Here is a 15,087-nt window from a genome sequence, read left to right on the forward strand (position 1 = left end):
GCCCGGCCCGACCCGACACCTGGACCTCACCGATGAACGCGCGTACCCCGTACGGCTCCCCCTCCACCCCCGAGCGCAATGGTCGCGCGCGCACCCGGCGCGCCGCCGGCCGAATACCGGACGGCGGCCCGATACCCGGCCGCCACCAGCGGCGCTCCCGGGCCGCCCTGCCTGTCGCGGCCCTCACCCTGGCAGCGGTGGCCGCGACCGCCGGCTGCTCCACCCTCACCGATGTCACCTCGCCCGCCGACGCGCGCGAGGCCGCCGCGGCCGAGTCCGGCACCGTGCTGGTGGCCGACACCGTGAACTGTGTGACGGACCAGTGCGTCGCGCTCACCTTCGACGGCGGCCCCAGCGAACCCACCCCGGACCTCCTCGACCTCCTCCTGGAGGAGGACGTCCCGGTCACCTTCTTCCTGGAGGGCGACGGGCACGTCGACACCTACCCCGAGACCGTGGTGAGGATGGTCGAAGAAGGCCACGAGATCGCCAACCACACCTGGAACCACCCGGTCCTCACCGATCTGACCGAGGCCGAGATCCGCGCGGAGATCGAACCGCTCCAGGAACTGATCGAGGAGATCACCGGCATCACCCCGGACCTGATGCGGCCCCCGCAGGGGCGCACCAGCGACGAGGTCTCGGAGATCATGCGCGACCTGGGGCTGGCCCAGATCCTGTGGAGCGTCACCGCTAAGGACTACGAGACGACCGACACGGAGCTGATCGTCGAACGCGTGCTGGACGGGGCCGAACGCGACGGCGTCATCCTGCTGCACGAGCGGTACGCCGGGACCATCCCCGCGGTGCCCGAGATCATCACCGAACTCCGTGCGCGGGGGTACACCTTCGTCACCGTCTCGCAGCTGATGGCACCGGCCGTCCCGGAGCCGGGCGCCGTCTACCGGCCCTGACCCGCGGCGGGCGGCGCGGGCCGGCGCGGGCCGGAGTGGGCCGGCCGGCGGGCGCTCTGCCCCGCCGACCGGCCGTTGGCTCACTGCCGGTCGGAGTTCTCCGGCTTCCGGCCGGACCGTCCGGAGTCCGCCTCGCGCTCCGGCCGGTCCCGGTCCTTCTCCCGGTCCCGGTCCCGGTCCTCGCCCTCCGGGGCGGGCCGCAGCAGCGGCTCCACCAGGATGGTGATGATCTTGTTCCGCCGGCCGGCCTGCGACTCGGCGGTCAGCCGCAGCGCGCCCAGCCCGTTGTCCGCCGGGCCCGCCACCAGCGGCGCCTCCACGCTGGCGCCCGGGATCGGCACCCGGCCCAGCTCCTTGGCCAGCAGACCGCCCACCGTCTCGACGTCCTCGTCGTCCAGTTCGATGCCGTACAGCTCGCCGAGGTCACCGAGGTCCAGCCGGGCCGTGACCCGGTAGCGTCCCTCGCCCAGCTCCTCCACCGGAGGCAGCTCCCGGTCGTACTCGTCGGTGATCTCCCCGACGATCTCCTCCAGGATGTCCTCGATGGTGATCAGGCCCGCCGTGCCGCCGTACTCGTCGATGGCGACCGCGACGTGCGAGTGGTCGCGCTGCATCTCGCGCAGCAGGTCGCCCGCGTTCTTGCTGTCCGGCACGAAGGTCGCGGGGCGCATCGCCGTCTCCAGCAGCTCCGACTCCGCGGAGCGGCTGGTGTGCACCTTGCCCGCCAGGTCCTTGAGGTAGACGATCCCGACGATGTCGTCGTCGTTCTCGCCGGTCACCGGGATGCGGGAGAAGCCCGAGCGCAGCGCCAGCGTCAGCCCCTGCCGGATCGTCTTGTCGTGGCTGACGGAGACCAGGTCGGTGCGCGGCACCATGACCTCGCGCACCAGGGTGTCGCCCAGCTCGAAGACGGAGTGCACCATGCGCCGCTCGTCGTCCTCGATCAGCTGGTGGCGTTCGGCGAGGTCGACCATCGCCCGCAGCTCGGCCTCCGAGGCGAACGGGCCCTTCCGGAACCCCTTGCCCGGGGTCAGCGCGTTGCCGAGCAGGATCAGCGACTGCGTCAGCGGGCCCAGCACCCGGGCCAGCGGGACCAGCACATACGCGGCGGCGGTGGTGGTGGTGACCGGGTGCTGCCGGCCGATGGTCCGCGGCGAGACGCCGACGGCGACGAAGGAGACCAGCAGCATCACCGCGAACGCCACCGTCAGGGCCTGCCAGACCCCGTCGAAGAACCGCAGGGCCGCGTAGGCGACGAGCACGGCCGCGGCACTCTCGGCGGCGACCCGCAGCAGCAGCGCGAGGTTCAGATACCGGGTGGGGTCGGCGGCGACCGTGGTCAGCAGTGCCGCGCCGCGGCGGCCGTTGCGGACCGCCTCCTCCGCGCGGTAGTTGGAGATCCGGGCCAGTCCGGCCTCCGCGCAGGAGGCCAGCCAGGCCAGCAGGACCAGTCCGGCGACGGCCAGCAGAAGAGAGGTGTTCATCGCACTCGCACTCGCACGCTCGGGTCGGGATGTCGTCGGGTCATGGTGGGTCGGTCAACTCCGCGGTTGTGGGGACACGCCGAAGGGGCGGCCCATCACTGATGGGCCGCCTGAGGCGGGTTCGCCGGCTGGTGGACAAGGCGTGGACGTGCCGGCCGGCACGTCCACGCCCGGGTAGGACGCTCATGTCACGGTCGGCGCGGGGGAGGGGCCGGTCAGCCCCTGTTCCGCGCGCCAGCCGTCCACGATGGCTTTCTGCAAGCCGAACATCTCCGCCTTCTCGGCGGGTTCCTCGTGGTCGTACCCGAGGACGTGGAGCACACCGTGGACGGTGAGCAGTTGCAGCTCCTCGTCCATGGAGTGCCCGGTCGGGGCCTGGGTGCCCTGGGTCAGGGCGACCTCGGGGCACAGCACGATGTCGCCGAGGAGACCCTGCTGGGGCTCCTCGTCCTCCCGGCCGGGACGGAGTTCGTCCATGGGGAAGGACATGACGTCGGTCGGCCCCGGCAGATCCATCCACTGCAGGTGCAGCTGCTCCATCGCGTCGGTGTCGACCGCGATGATCGCCAGCTCGGAGAGTGGGTGGATGCGCATCCGGGTGAGCGCGTAGCGGGCGATGTCCAGGATCGCCCGCTCGTCGATGTCGAGCCCGGACTCGTTGTTGACCTCGATGGCCATGGTGGGGGCGCTCAGCTACTTTCCGTGATGACCGTGACCGCGGGCGGAACCGTGGCCGCCGTTGGCACCGTTGCGGTCGTCGTACCGCTCGTAGGCGTCCACGATGCGGCCCACCAGTTTGTGGCGGACCACGTCGCTGCTGTCCAGCCGCGAGAAGTGGACGTCGTCGACGCCGGTGAGGATGTCCTGTACCTCGCGAAGACCGCTCCTGGTGCCGCCGGGCAGGTCGACCTGCGTGACGTCACCGGTGATCACGATCTTCGACTCGAACCCCAGGCGCGTGAGGAACATCTTCATCTGCTCGGGGTTGGTGTTCTGTGCCTCGTCGAGAATGATGAAGGCGTCGTTGAGGGTCCGGCCGCGCATGTAGGCGAGCGGCGCGACCTCGATCGTCCCCGCGGCCATCAGCCGGGGGATGGAGTCGGGGTCGAGCATGTCGTGCAGCGCGTCGTACAGCGGGCGCAGGTACGGGTCGATCTTCTCGTAGAGGGTGCCGGGCAGGAAGCCCAGCCGCTCGCCCGCCTCGACCGCCGGCCTGGTGAGGATGATCCGGTTGACCTGCTTGGACTGGAGCGCCTGCACGGCCTTGGCCATCGCCAGGTAGGTCTTGCCGGTGCCGGCCGGGCCGATGCCGAAGACCACCGTGTGCTTGTCGATGGCGTCGACGTAGCGCTTCTGGTTGAGCGTCTTGGGCCGGATCGTCCGCCCGCGGCTGGAGAGGATGTTCTGCGTCAGGACCTCGGCGGGGCTCTCCGAGCCCGTGCCCTCACCGCCGCTGCGGAGCATCGCGATCGACCGCTCGACCGCGTCCTCCGTCATCGGCTGGCCGGTGCGCAGCACCAGCATCATCTCGTCGAAGAGGCGCTGGACGAGTGCCACCTCGTCCGGATCGCCGCTGGCGGTGACCTCGTTGCCGCGGACATGGATGTCGGTACGGGGGAACGCCCCCTCGATGACGCGCAGCAGCGCGTCGCCGGAGCCGAGGACGGTGACCATCGGGTGCTTGGCCGGCACCTTGAAGCGTGCCGTGGCGTCGCCGGTGTTTCCCGCTGACTGGTGTGTGGGTGTTTGCGTCATGGGCGGCCTCAGACGGCCCTCGTCATCCCTCTCCGCTGTCCGCGATCTCGTGCTGGTCTCCAGCCTACGACGGCCCGGCGACAGTTCCACCGGAATATATCGCCCCCGTTCCGCGCGCGGGCGGGCCAGGGCCCGGTATCCGTGGCGGCCGCGTGGGCACGGGGAGCGGGGCGGGTGGCCGGGGCGCCGCAGCGGGATCGTCGCCGGGCTGTCCGGCGTCGCTCAGCGCCGCTCCCGGAAGCCGAGGGTCGGCGCCGCCCGTCGCCGGGCTCCGGCACGCGGCGGCAGGGGGCCGGCCGGCGGCGCCTGCCCGAACCCGGCCAGCACCTCGTCCAGGAACGCGTGCACCGGTGCCGCCGGGCGGTCACCGGCCCGCACCTGCCGCCACCAGGCGGCGATCTCCGGCCACCCCGGGGCCGACAGCGAGCCGCCGAACTCCTGCACCGACAGCGAGGCCGTCAGCCCCGCGAACGCCAGCCGGTCGGTCAGCGGCCAGCCCGCCAGCGAACCGGTGACGAACCCGGCGACGAAGACGTCGCCGGCGCCCGTGGTGTCCAGCGCGTCCACCGCGATCGCCGGCACGTCCGCGCACTCGCCGGTACGGCCGTCCGCCGCGTAGGCGCCCTGGTCGCCGAGGGTCACCACCACCAGCGGCACCACCTCGGCCAGCTTGCGCGCCGCGCGGCGCGGGCAGTCGGTACGCGCGTAGCGCATCGCCTCCCCGGCGTTGGGGAGGAACGCCTCGCAGTGCTCCAGCTCCGGCAGCGCGGCCAGGTCCCAGCGTCCGGAGTCGTCCCAGCCGACGTCGGCGAAGACCAGCGTGCCCTGCCGCGCCGCCGACGCGGTCCACGGCTGCGGGTGGCCTGGCTCCAGGCAGGTCACGGCGGAGCGGGCCGGGGGCGGCGCGCCCGGCGCGGGTTCGGGCAACGGTGCCTGGTGGCCGTGCGAGACCATCGTCCGCTCGCCCTCGTAGGCCATCGAGACGGTCACGGGGGAGTGCCAGCCGGCGACCGTGCGGGAGAGGGAGAGGTCGATGCCCTCGCCCTCGCGCAGGGTCTCCCAGCAGTACTCGCCGTACTTGTCGTCGCCGAACGCCGCCGCCAGCGAGGTGCGCAGTCCCAGGCGCGCCAGCGCCGTGGCCATGTTGGCGACACCGCCCGGGCTGGAGCCCATGCCCCGGGCCCAGGACTCGGTGCCGCGCACGGGGGCGCCGTCCAGCCCGGTGAAGATGATGTCGAGGAAGACGGTTCCGGTGAGATAGACGTCGCAGCCGACGTCGCCGGGCGCGCGCAGCCGCGCCAGCGGGTCCGGGCCGGTGGCGCGCCGGCCGGCGTCGGTGATGTCCTCCATCGTGGGCCTCCCTGTCGGCCGCCGCTGGGCTGACCGTTCTGACGTGGTATCTACGGTACGTTCCGGGGCATGAGGCTTTCGATCATCGGCGGCGGTGGGTTCCGCGTCCCCCTGGTCCACCGCGCGTTGCTGTCCCAGCCGCCCGGCACCGGGGTCACCGAGGTGGTGCTGCACGACACCGACCCGGCGCGGGTGGCGGTGATCGCCGAGGTGCTGCGCCAGCAGTCGTCCGGCGCCGGCCCGGTGGTGCGGGTCGCCGAGGAGCTGGACGACGCGTTGCGCGACGCCGACTTCGTCTTCTCCGCCATGCGGGTCGGCGGCACGGTCGGGCGGGCGCGTGACGAGCGGCTCGCTCTGGCCGAGGGGGTCCTCGGCCAGGAGACGGTGGGCGCGGGCGGTGTGCTGTACGGCCTGCGCACCGTGCCGGTCGCGGTCCGGCTCGCGGAGCGGGTGCGGGAGGTGGCGCCGCAGGCGTGGGTCATCAACTTCACCAATCCGGCGGGGATGGTGACCGAGGCGATGTCACGCGTGCTCGGGGACCGGGTCATCGGCATCTGCGACTCACCGGTCGGTCTGGTGCGGCGGGCGATCCGGGCGACCGGCGCCGATCCGGCGCGCACCGAGTACGACTACCTGGGCCTCAACCACCTGGGGTGGCTGCGCTCGCTGACCCACCGTGGCCGCGACCTGCTGCCGGGGCTGCTCGCCGACGATGCCGCGCTGACCACCTTCGAGGAGGGCCGGCTCTTCGGCGCCCGTTGGCTGCGGGCGCTGGGCGCGCTGCCCAACGAGTACCTGCACTACTACTACTTCCGGCGGGAGGCGCTGGAGCAGGAGTGGGAGGCGGCCGAGACCCGGGGCGAGTTCCTGGACCGGCAGCAGTCCGGCTTCTTCACCCGGGCCGCCGCCGAGCCCGAACGCGCGCTCGCGCTGTGGGACGTGACCCGCATGGAGCGGGAACGCACCTATCTCGCCGACGCGCGCGAGGCCGGGGCGGGCGGAGAACGCGATCCGGAGGATCTGGAGGGCGGCGGCTACGAGCAGGTCGCCCTGGACCTGATGCGTGCCCTGTACGAGGACCGCGGTGCCCGGCTGATCCTCAACGTCCGCAACGCCGGGACGGTGGCCGCGCTGGACGCCGACGCCGTGATCGAGACCGTCTGCGAGGTCGGCGCCGCCGGTCCGCGCCCGTTGCCGGCCGCTCCGCCCGGGGAGGCGGAGCTGGGGCTGATGCTCCAGGTCAAGGCGGTGGAACGGGCCACCATCGAGGCCGCTTCGACCGGTTCCTACGACGCGGCGCTGCGGGCCCTGACGCTGCATCCGCTGGTGGACTCGCCGGCCGTCGCCAACCGGCTGCTGCTCCGCAGGCTGGGGCGGTAGCGCTGCCGCGCCGCGTCCGGCGACCGGAGTGTGGGGCCGGATTCGGGGGCCGCCGATGTGGCCTGTATCACACCCTGGCGGGACGTTGTTGTTTGCGATACGCCGATCCGGTAATCCGCTTGTCATGGTCACACGAAGCCGAGGAAACCCCGTAGCGTTCGCGGTCGCCGCACTGGCGAATCTGGCGGTCGTCGTCATCGTCCTGTGGATTCTGCTCTACCTGCTCGGTGCCAACCAGGACAACGGGTTCGTGGATTTCATCCATGACGCCGCGTCATGGCTGGCCGGCTGGTCCCGGGACATGTTCGAGGTCAGCCCCGACTGGTGGCGGGTCACGCTGAACTACGGGATCGCAGCCGTCGTGTACGCGGCCGTGGGCAACGTCGTGGCGGGTGCGCTGCGTCGCCGTTGGTAGCGCACAGCCGGTAGTCGGGAACGGCCGTCGGCCGTACCCGGATGCCGTTGGAGACGGGCTGCCTGGTCCGCCACCGTCACGGTGGTGCCGGACCAGGCAGCCCGTCTCGTTCACGTCGGTGCGCGGGCCGGCGGGGCAAGGGATGAGCCTGTCAGACGCCCTGGCCGGCCTCGGTCAGCAGCCGCTCGGTGTCGGTGGGCGCGAGCGACAGCGCGGCGCCGATGGTGGCGAGAGCGGCGCTCTCCCCGGACAGGTAGCGGCCGTCGGCGAGAGCGATCCGGGCGGCCTCCCGCAGCAGTGACTCCCGGCCCGCGGTGGCCAGATGAGGAACGAGCGGCGACAGCGCCTCCCGCAGTTCCGTCTCCGGTACGAGCTCGCCCTCGGCGGTCAGTGCCGCCAGCAGCGTCAGCAGCCGCTCCTCGGTGCAGTCCGGGTGCCCGCCGTCACGCACACTGTCCACGGCCGCCTCCCGGGCGGCGCGGGACTCGGCGCCGCCCGCGGCGAGCACCGCGAGCGCGATGGCCTGGACCGCGTCGCGGAGCATCAGCGACAGCCGGACGGTGGTCGGGGCGTCCAGCGCCTGGAGCGAGAAGCGGTGCCGGCAGTACGAGCACTCGACAACCGGGACGGCCCGGCCGCGCGGCAGCAGCGGCACCCGGAGCAGTGTGAAGCGGCGCCTGCCCTCCAGTCGCTGGTAGCAGCGGTCGCCGCCGCAGTCCGGGCAGTAGAACTCGCCGTCCTCGACGACCCGCCACACGGTGCGGACCCCTGCCACCCAGGACAGCCCGCCCCTCCGTCGGGAGTGCACCACGCCCGTACCTCCGTCACATGTCGGCAACGCTGCCGCAGTGGGGTGATGTTAGCCACAGGTGTGCGGTGCCGTCAGCACCCGGGAGAGACAAAGGGGGGGATTCGCGTGCGGGCGTCCGAAACCGTCCGTCGGGTTGTCGCGCGGGACGGTTGTGCCCGGGCCGCCGACCGGTACCGGCGGCCCGGACGGGCGGGCGCGGGACGTGCCCGCTCCCGCCCGGGGAGGTCCGTGACCTGCTCAGCGCGCCGCGCGGTTGACCGCTGAGGCGACGGCCTTCAGCGACGCCATCACGATGTTGTCGTCGATCCCGACGCCCCAGCGCACCCGGTCGCCGATGGCGCACTCGATGTAGGCGGCGGCCTTGGCGCCGGCGCCCTCGCTCATCGTGTGCTCGACGTAGTCCAGCAGCCGTACGTCGTCGCCGATGACGCCGACGCCGGCCAGCGCGTCGAAGAACGCCGCGATGGGGCCGTTGCCCGAGCCGGTCAGCGTCGTCTCCGCGCCGTCCACCAGCGCGGCGACGGTCAGCCGGTCGTGGCCGTCGTCGCCCATGGCCAGGCCCTGGGTGGAACGCAGCGCGATCCGGCCCCAGGAACGCTCGGGGGTGGGCAGGTACTCGTCGCAGAACGCCGCCCAGATCTGCGCCGGGGTGATCTCGCCGCCCTCGGTGTCGGTGCGCTCCTGGATGATGCGGGAGAACTCCACCTGCATCCGGCGGGGGAGGTCCAGCTTGTGCTCGTTCTTCAGCACATAGGCGATCCCGCCCTTGCCGGACTGGGAGTTGACCCGGATGACCGCCTCGTAGGTGCGGCCGACGTCCTTGGGGTCGATCGGCAGGTAGGGCATCTCCCAGGGCAGGTCGGAGACGGCGACGTCCCGCTCGGCCGCCTCGGCGGTCAGCGCCTCGAAGCCCTTCTTGATGGCGTCCTGGTGCGAGCCGGAGAAGGAGGTGTAGACGAGGTCGCCGACGTAGGGGTGGCGGGGGTGCACGTCCATCTGGTTGCAGTACTCGTACGTCCGGCGGATCTCGTCGATCTGCGAGAAGTCGATCTGCGGGTCCACGCCCTGGGAGAAGAGGTTCATGCCCAGGGTGACCAGGTCCACGTTGCCGGTGCGCTCGCCCTGGCCGAACAGGCAGCCCTCGACGCGGTCGGCGCCCGCCATCACCGCCAGCTCGGCCGCGGCGACGGCGGTGCCGCGGTCGTTGTGGGGGTGCGCGGACAGACAGACGAACTCACGCCGGGAGAGGTGGCGGGACATCCATTCGAAGCGGTCGGCGTGGGTCGAGGGAGTGGACCGCTCGACGGTGGCCGGCAGGTTGAGGATGATCTCGCGGCCGGCCTCCGGCTGCCAGACGTCCATCACCGACTCGCAGACCTCCAGCGCGAAGTCCAGCTCGGTGTCGGTGAAGATCTCCGGGGAGTACTGGTAGCCGAAGGTGGTCCGCTCGTCCAGCAGCTTCTCCGCGTACTCCATCACCAGCTGGGTGCCGTCGACCGCGATCTGCCGGATCTGGTCCTTCCCGCCGCGGAAGACCACGCGGCGGAAGACGGGCGCGGTGGCGTTGTAGAGGTGCACCGTGGCGTTGCGGGCGCCGACCAGGGACTCCACCGTGCGGGCGATCAGCTCCTCACGGGCCTGCGTCAGCACCGAGATGGTGACGTCCTCGGGGATCGCGTCGTCCTCGATGATCGAGCGCACGAAGTCGAAGTCGGTCTGGCCCGAGGCGGGGAAGCCGACCTCGATCTCCTTGTAGCCCATCCGTACCAGCAGGTCGAACATCTCCCGCTTGCGGGCGGGCGACATCGGGTCGATCAGTGCCTGGTTGCCGTCCCGCAGGTCGGTGGAGAGCCAGCGAGGCGCCCGCGTCACACGGCGGTTCGGCCACTCGCGGTCGGGCAGGTCGACGCTCTCGTACGGCCGGTACCGGTGCACGGGCAGCCCGGACGGACGCTGGCGCGCGGTGGCGGTGGTCTGCGGGGTCCGGGCCCCGATCCTCGGCCGGTCGGCGGACGAGCCGTCGTCACCGGGGGATGCGGGCGGTACGGGGGATGCGGGCTGGGCTGCCATGATGCTGGTCTCCTCCAGGGCGACACGGGCTCCGTGGACCGACGGGCACGACCAGACTCCGCGGTGAGGGGGCCGGTCTCTACTGAAGACCCTCGCCGCGGCGGCTAAGGAGGAGCATCCCGAATCGCATGGTGCGGCCAGCGTAGCCCCTGCGGAGCCCGGTCCGCTGCTTCCGTATCACTATGCGAGATCCGGCATGGCTCCGTCACGGCGGGTGGCGGCGCTTGCGGCGTCGCTTCCGGGGTCGGCGCAGGCGGCGGCGGGTGTGAGCGCGGCGGTGGCCCGTTCGGCGTACCGGGGCGGCCGCCGGAATGACTCCCGGGGGAGTAGTGGCGGGCCGCGACCGCCGCCGGGAGTAGCGTGCGGCTCACCCCCGAGGCCGACGGTCGCGGGGTTCCGGGCCGGAATGCTGGTCGGGTGCCCGCTTTCTCCGCGTGCGTCGTCCCGGCCCGGCCGGGTAGTCGCAGCTCGCGGCGAGCCGGTACGGCGCAGCGACCGATCAGCGAACAGGACAGGAGGCCCGACGATGAGGGCCGATTCCACGCCCGCCCCCGACAGCGGCGGCACCCCGGGCAGCGGCACTTCCGGAGGGTCGCCGCCCGGTGACGGCGGTGGTCCGTCCCGTGGCGGTCCGTCCCGTGGCGCGAGCCGGTCGTCGACCGCGCGGCGCCGCGCGCTGCCATGGGCCACGATCGGCCTGTGGGTGCTGCTGCTGGCGCTGCTCGGCCCGTTCGCGGGGAAGCTCAGCGGAGTGCAGGAGGACGACTCGCTCGCCTACCTGCCGGACAGCGCCGACTCCACGACCGTCGCCGAGATCACGCGGGAGCTTCCGGGCGGCGGCACGGACGACGTGATCATGGTGTACCAGCGTGACGGCGGCCTGACCTCCGACGACTTCCGGGCCGCCGAGCGGCAGATCGACGCGATCGCGGACCGTCTGGAGGTCGTCGGCGACCTGCCGGAGCCGGTGGTCTCCGAGGACGGCGCGACGGCGTTCTACCCGGTCGCCCTCAGCCCGGGCGCCGCGGCCGGCAGCGGCTCGGACGCGGAGGAGGACCCCGAGGCGGCGGCCGTGGACACGGTGCGCGACATCGCCGGTGAGAACGTCCCCGACGGGCTGACCGTGCAGGTCGGCGGGCCGGCGGCCATCGGCGCCGACGCCGGATCGGTCTTCGAGTCCATCGACGTCACGCTGACGCTGGCCACCGTCGCGGTGGTGACCGTGTTGCTGATCCTGATCTACCGCAGCCCGCTGCTGTGGCTGCTGCCGCTGATCTGCGTCGGCATCGCGGCGATGGCGGCGATGGCGGCGGTGTACGGCCTGGTCGAGCTGTTCGGCATCACCGTCAGCACCCAGGCGTCGTCGATCATGACGGTGCTGGTCTTCGGCGCCGGAACGGACTACGCGCTGCTGCTGGTGGCCCGCTACCGGGACGAGCTGCGTGAGCACGAGGTGGCCTACGAGGCGATGCGGACCGCGATGCGCGGCTGTGTCCCGGCGCTGCTGGCGTCCTCCGGCACCGTGGCGGCCGGTCTGCTCTGCCTGATGGCGGCCGACCACAACAGCAGCAACGGCCTCGGGCCGGTCGGCGCGGCGGGCGTGCTGTGCGCGCTGCTGGTGATGATCACGCTGCTGCCGGCGCTGCTGGTGCTCACCGGCCGCCGGATCTTCTGGCCGCTGATCCCCGCCTACGGCAGCGAGCCGGGCGGCCGCGGGAACATCTTCGCCCGCCTCGGCACCTCCGTGAGCCGGCGGCCCACCGCGCTGCTGGTCGGCGGTGTCGTGCTGCTCGGCGCGCTGAGCGTCGGCACCCTGAACCTGCCGGGCCCGCTCAAGGACGAGGACTTCTTCACCGAGACCCCGGACTCGGTGGTGGCCATGCAGACACTGGCCGACGCGTTCCCCGGTCAGTCGACCCAGCCGATCACGGTCGTGGCCGACAGCGACCACGCCGACGAGGCGCTGGCCGTCGCGTCGGAGACCGAGGGTGTCGCCAACGCGGTGCCCGGGCGGTCCGGCGACGGCTGGACGGAGATCAGCGTCTTCGCGGCAGGCGCCTCCGACTCCCCTGAGGAGCGCCGCACCGTGCAGGAGCTGCGCGACGCGCTCGACGGCATCGGCGGCCAGGGCGCGCTGGTCGGCGGCAACACCGCGCAGGCCGTGGACCTGGACGACACCAACGCCCGCGACCGCGTCGTGGTGATCCCGCTGGTGCTGGTCTCGGTACTGCTGATCCTGATCGCGCTCTTCCGGAGCCTGGTCGCGGCGGCGCTGGTGCTGACGGCCGTGGTGGTCTCCTGGGGTGCCGCGCTCGGCCTGGGCGGACTGTTCTTCGGGCCGGTGTTCGGCTTCGGCGGCATGGACGGCTGGATTCCGCTGCTCACCTTCGCGTTCAGCGTCTCGCTGGGCGTGGACTACGGGATCTTCCTGATGCACCGGATGCGGGAGGAGGCGCTGCGTGGCGCCGAGACCCGCGAGGCGGTGCTGATCGCGCTGCGCAAGACGGGCGGTGTCATCGCCTCGGCCGGCATCGTGCTGGCGGCGACCTTCGGCGTGCTGATGAGCCTGCCGCTGGTGGTCATGGTGGAACTGGGCTTCGTGGTGGCGGTCGGTGTGCTGATGGACACCTTCCTGGTCCGCCCCTACCTGCTGACGTCGGCGTGCTGGCTGCTCGACCGTCGGATGTGGTGGCCCGGTGCCCTGTCCCGGCCGGGTGCCGGTGGCGGTTCCGGCGGTTCCGCCGTGGGTGGTTCCGGCGGTTCCGGCGGTTCCGGTGGCTCTGGTGGCTCCGGTGGTTCCGGCGACGGGGCCGGGGTCGGTTCCGGTGCCGGTTCCGAGGGCGGCTCCCGCGGTGGGTTCGACGGTGCCGACGCCTCCGGTCCGGTCACGGCCGGCCGTCGGGGCGGGAGTTCGGGGAGCCCGTCATCCTGAGCCGTGCCGCCGCCGCCGTCCGGGTCGTCCTCGACCCGGGCGGCGGCGTCGCGCCCAGGCCCCGGCCCACCCGGTCGGACGTGGCGCTGACCGGCGGCGTCGCGGCGCTGACCGCCGCCCTGGCGCTGACCCGGCTCGGCGCCGGGGACCGGCCCGACCTGCTCGGCTGGGCGCTGCTGGTGGTCGCGGTGGTGCCGCTGGTCTGGCGCCTGGTCCACCCACTGGTGGTGCTCGCGCTGATGGTGGCCTCGGTCGGGCCGTACCACGCGCTGGACTACGCGCACGCGGCCGCAGTCCCGGCCTCCGTGGTGGCGGTCTACTCGGTCGCGGTGCTCGGGCCGAGGCGCCGCACCGTGCTGGCGGGCGGCGCGGTGATCGGCACCGCCGTCACCATCATGCTGGTCATCGACGCGGACGGCGGGCTGGCGATGTTCCAGACCGCCGGCTGGGTGCTGGTGGTGCTCGTCTTCGGCGAGACGATGCGCATCCAGCGGGAGTACGTGGCCGCGGTGACCGAGCGTGCCGAACGGGCGGAACGTACCCGCGAGGAGGAGGCGGCCCGGCGGGTCGCCGAGGAACGGCTGCGGATCGCCCGTGACCTGCACGACCTGCTGGCCCACAGCATCACGCTGATCGGCGTGCAGACCGCCGTGGCCTCGCACGTCCTGATCGCCGACCCGGACCGGCTGGACCGCCCGGCGCTGGCGGAGGCGCTCGACGGGATCGCCGACACCTGCCGCGACGCCCGCACCGAGCTGCGCCGCACCCTGGAGGTGCTGCGCGCGGGCGAGCCGGAGCAGGGGCCGCTGCCCGGCAGCGCGGGGCTGCCCGACCTGGTGCGGGCGGCGGAGTCGGCGGGGGCCGCGGTGGAGCTGGCGGTTCCGGAGGCGCCGCCGTCGCTGCCGCCCGCCGTGGACGCGGCGGTCTACCGGATCGTGCAGGAGTCGCTGACCAACGCCGTACGGCACGCGGGGCCCTCGGTCCGGGTCCGGGTGCGGGTCGGGGTCGACCAGGCTCCGGAGGGGGCGGTCGTCCGCGTGGTGGTCACGGACTTCGGCGGCGCCCGGCCGCCCACCGCCGAGGCGGGGTTCGGCATCGTCGGGATGCGGGAACGGGTGCGCAGCGTCGGCGGCACGCTGACGGCGGCGCCGCGCCGGGGCGGGCCCGGCTTCGAGGTCACCGCCGAGCTGCCGATGCCGGAGGGGGAGCGGCCCCTGCCGGAGGGGGAGCGGCCCTGAGAGGAGCCACGGCCGGGCGGCGGGCCGGGCCGCCGGTCAGCCGCCGTCGCGCAGCCGGGTGTTGACCGTTCCCATGGCATCGGCCAGGGCGGCCAGCTGCGGGCGGTCCAGCAGATCGATCAGGACGGCGCGTACCTGCTCCGCGTGACCGGGCGCGGCGGCACGCAGGGCTTCCAGCCCGTCCGGGGTGATCCCGGCGCTCACGCCGCGCGTGTCGGTGGGGCACTCCCAGCGGCGGACGAGCCCGCGCTTCTCCAACTGGCCGACCTGGTAGGTGAGTCCGCTCTTGGAGGTGATGAGGGAGGCGGCCAGCACCGTCATCCGCAGCCCGTCGGCGCCGGCGGCGGCCAGCTTGACCAGGACCTCGTACTGGGGGTGGGAGAGCCCGGCCTCGTCGCGCAGCTGGGCCTCCACCTCGCGGAAGACGCGGTGTGTCGCCTCCAGAAAGGCGGTCCAGGCCGCCATCTCCTGCTCGTCCAGCCACCGCGTGTTCGCCATGGGGACATCCTACGGCGTTGTTCAAATTCGAACCTCTCTTGTACGCTCACCCGAGTCAGTTCCAATTTGAACGACGCTGAACGGCGTTGCGGGTGCCCTGTGCCCTGTGCGCTCCGCGCTCCCGCGCCATGACGGACAACCGGCCGACGTACGACGGCGTACGACCACGGCCGGTTGTCCGTCATGGCGCGGGAGCGCGGAGCGCACAGGGCACAGGGCACCCGCAACGCCGTTCAGCGT

General features: G+C 72.9%; 12 protein-coding genes. 5 read left to right on the plus strand and 7 right to left on the minus strand.

Annotation, left to right across the window (positions count from 1 at the left end; all coding sequences use genetic code 11):
• Positions 1-131 precede the first annotated feature (131 nt).
• Positions 132-914: a polysaccharide deacetylase family protein gene (locus tag E0D90_RS15460; RefSeq protein ID WP_438827402.1), complete on the plus strand. Its 783-nt coding sequence runs from the start codon at positions 132-134 to the stop codon at positions 912-914.
• Between the two features lie 80 nt (positions 915-994).
• Here E0D90_RS15460 and E0D90_RS15465 read toward each other — a convergent pair whose 3' ends face one another.
• The 4 genes from E0D90_RS15465 to E0D90_RS15480 all read right to left on the minus strand — a co-directional run bounded on the left by E0D90_RS15465 (position 995) and on the right by E0D90_RS15480 (position 5,503).
• A complete protein-coding gene (locus E0D90_RS15465) occupies positions 995-2,398 on the minus strand; it encodes a hemolysin family protein (RefSeq protein WP_130798799.1) in 1,404 nt (467 codons plus the stop codon).
• Positions 2,399-2,581: 183 nt separating this feature from the next.
• A complete protein-coding gene (ybeY, locus tag E0D90_RS15470) occupies positions 2,582-3,076 on the minus strand; it encodes an rRNA maturation RNase YbeY (protein ID WP_103503845.1) in 495 nt (164 codons plus the stop codon).
• A 15-nt stretch (positions 3,077-3,091) separates the two neighbouring features.
• Positions 3,092-4,153 carry a PhoH family protein gene (locus E0D90_RS15475; RefSeq protein ID WP_130798801.1) on the minus strand — a complete coding sequence of 354 codons (1,062 nt, stop codon included), beginning with the start codon at positions 4,151-4,153 and terminating at the stop codon, positions 3,092-3,094.
• A 222-nt stretch (positions 4,154-4,375) separates the two neighbouring features.
• Entirely contained in the window at positions 4,376-5,503 is a 1,128-nt protein-coding gene (locus E0D90_RS15480) for a carbohydrate kinase family protein (protein WP_130798803.1), read from the minus strand.
• 69 nt (positions 5,504-5,572) lie between these two features.
• Here E0D90_RS15480 and E0D90_RS15485 point away from each other — a divergent pair, with 69 nt between their 5' ends.
• Both E0D90_RS15485 and E0D90_RS15490 read left to right on the plus strand, forming a co-directional pair.
• Positions 5,573-6,883 carry a 6-phospho-beta-glucosidase gene (locus E0D90_RS15485; RefSeq protein ID WP_130798805.1) on the plus strand — a complete coding sequence of 437 codons (1,311 nt, stop codon included), beginning with the start codon at positions 5,573-5,575 and terminating at the stop codon, positions 6,881-6,883.
• Between the two features lie 124 nt (positions 6,884-7,007).
• Complete coding sequence (locus E0D90_RS15490) at positions 7,008-7,298, plus strand: hypothetical protein (RefSeq protein WP_174856206.1); 291 nt, start codon at positions 7,008-7,010, stop codon at positions 7,296-7,298.
• Between the two features lie 151 nt (positions 7,299-7,449).
• On the opposite strand, the gene E0D90_RS15495 is transcribed toward E0D90_RS15490, so the two are convergent.
• Entirely contained in the window at positions 7,450-8,109 is a 660-nt protein-coding gene (locus E0D90_RS15495) for a TerB family tellurite resistance protein (RefSeq protein ID WP_103504782.1), read from the minus strand.
• Between the two features lie 237 nt (positions 8,110-8,346).
• The gene (gene leuA / locus E0D90_RS15500) at positions 8,347-10,179 is read right to left on the minus strand and encodes a 2-isopropylmalate synthase (protein ID WP_103528898.1); all 1,833 of its coding nucleotides are present in this window, start codon (positions 10,177-10,179) and stop codon (positions 8,347-8,349) included.
• Between the two features lie 526 nt (positions 10,180-10,705).
• Between leuA and E0D90_RS15505 the strand changes: the two genes are divergently transcribed.
• Complete coding sequence (locus E0D90_RS15505) at positions 10,706-13,111, plus strand: MMPL family transporter (protein ID WP_130798807.1); 2,406 nt, start codon at positions 10,706-10,708, stop codon at positions 13,109-13,111.
• Positions 13,112-13,191: 80 nt separating this feature from the next.
• On the plus strand, positions 13,192-14,349 hold the full coding sequence (locus E0D90_RS15510; RefSeq protein WP_438827401.1) for a sensor histidine kinase: 1,158 nt from the start codon (positions 13,192-13,194) through the stop codon (positions 14,347-14,349).
• A gap of 36 nt (positions 14,350-14,385) precedes the next feature.
• On the opposite strand, the gene E0D90_RS15515 is transcribed toward E0D90_RS15510, so the two are convergent.
• Positions 14,386-14,847: a MarR family winged helix-turn-helix transcriptional regulator gene (locus E0D90_RS15515; RefSeq protein ID WP_130798809.1), complete on the minus strand. Its 462-nt coding sequence runs from the start codon at positions 14,845-14,847 to the stop codon at positions 14,386-14,388.
• Positions 14,848-15,087 lie beyond the last annotated feature (240 nt).

Origin of the sequence: Streptomyces otsuchiensis (genome assembly GCF_004305975.1) — a bacterium.
GTDB classification, from domain to species: Bacteria; Actinomycetota; Actinomycetes; order Streptomycetales; family Streptomycetaceae; genus Streptomyces; species Streptomyces otsuchiensis.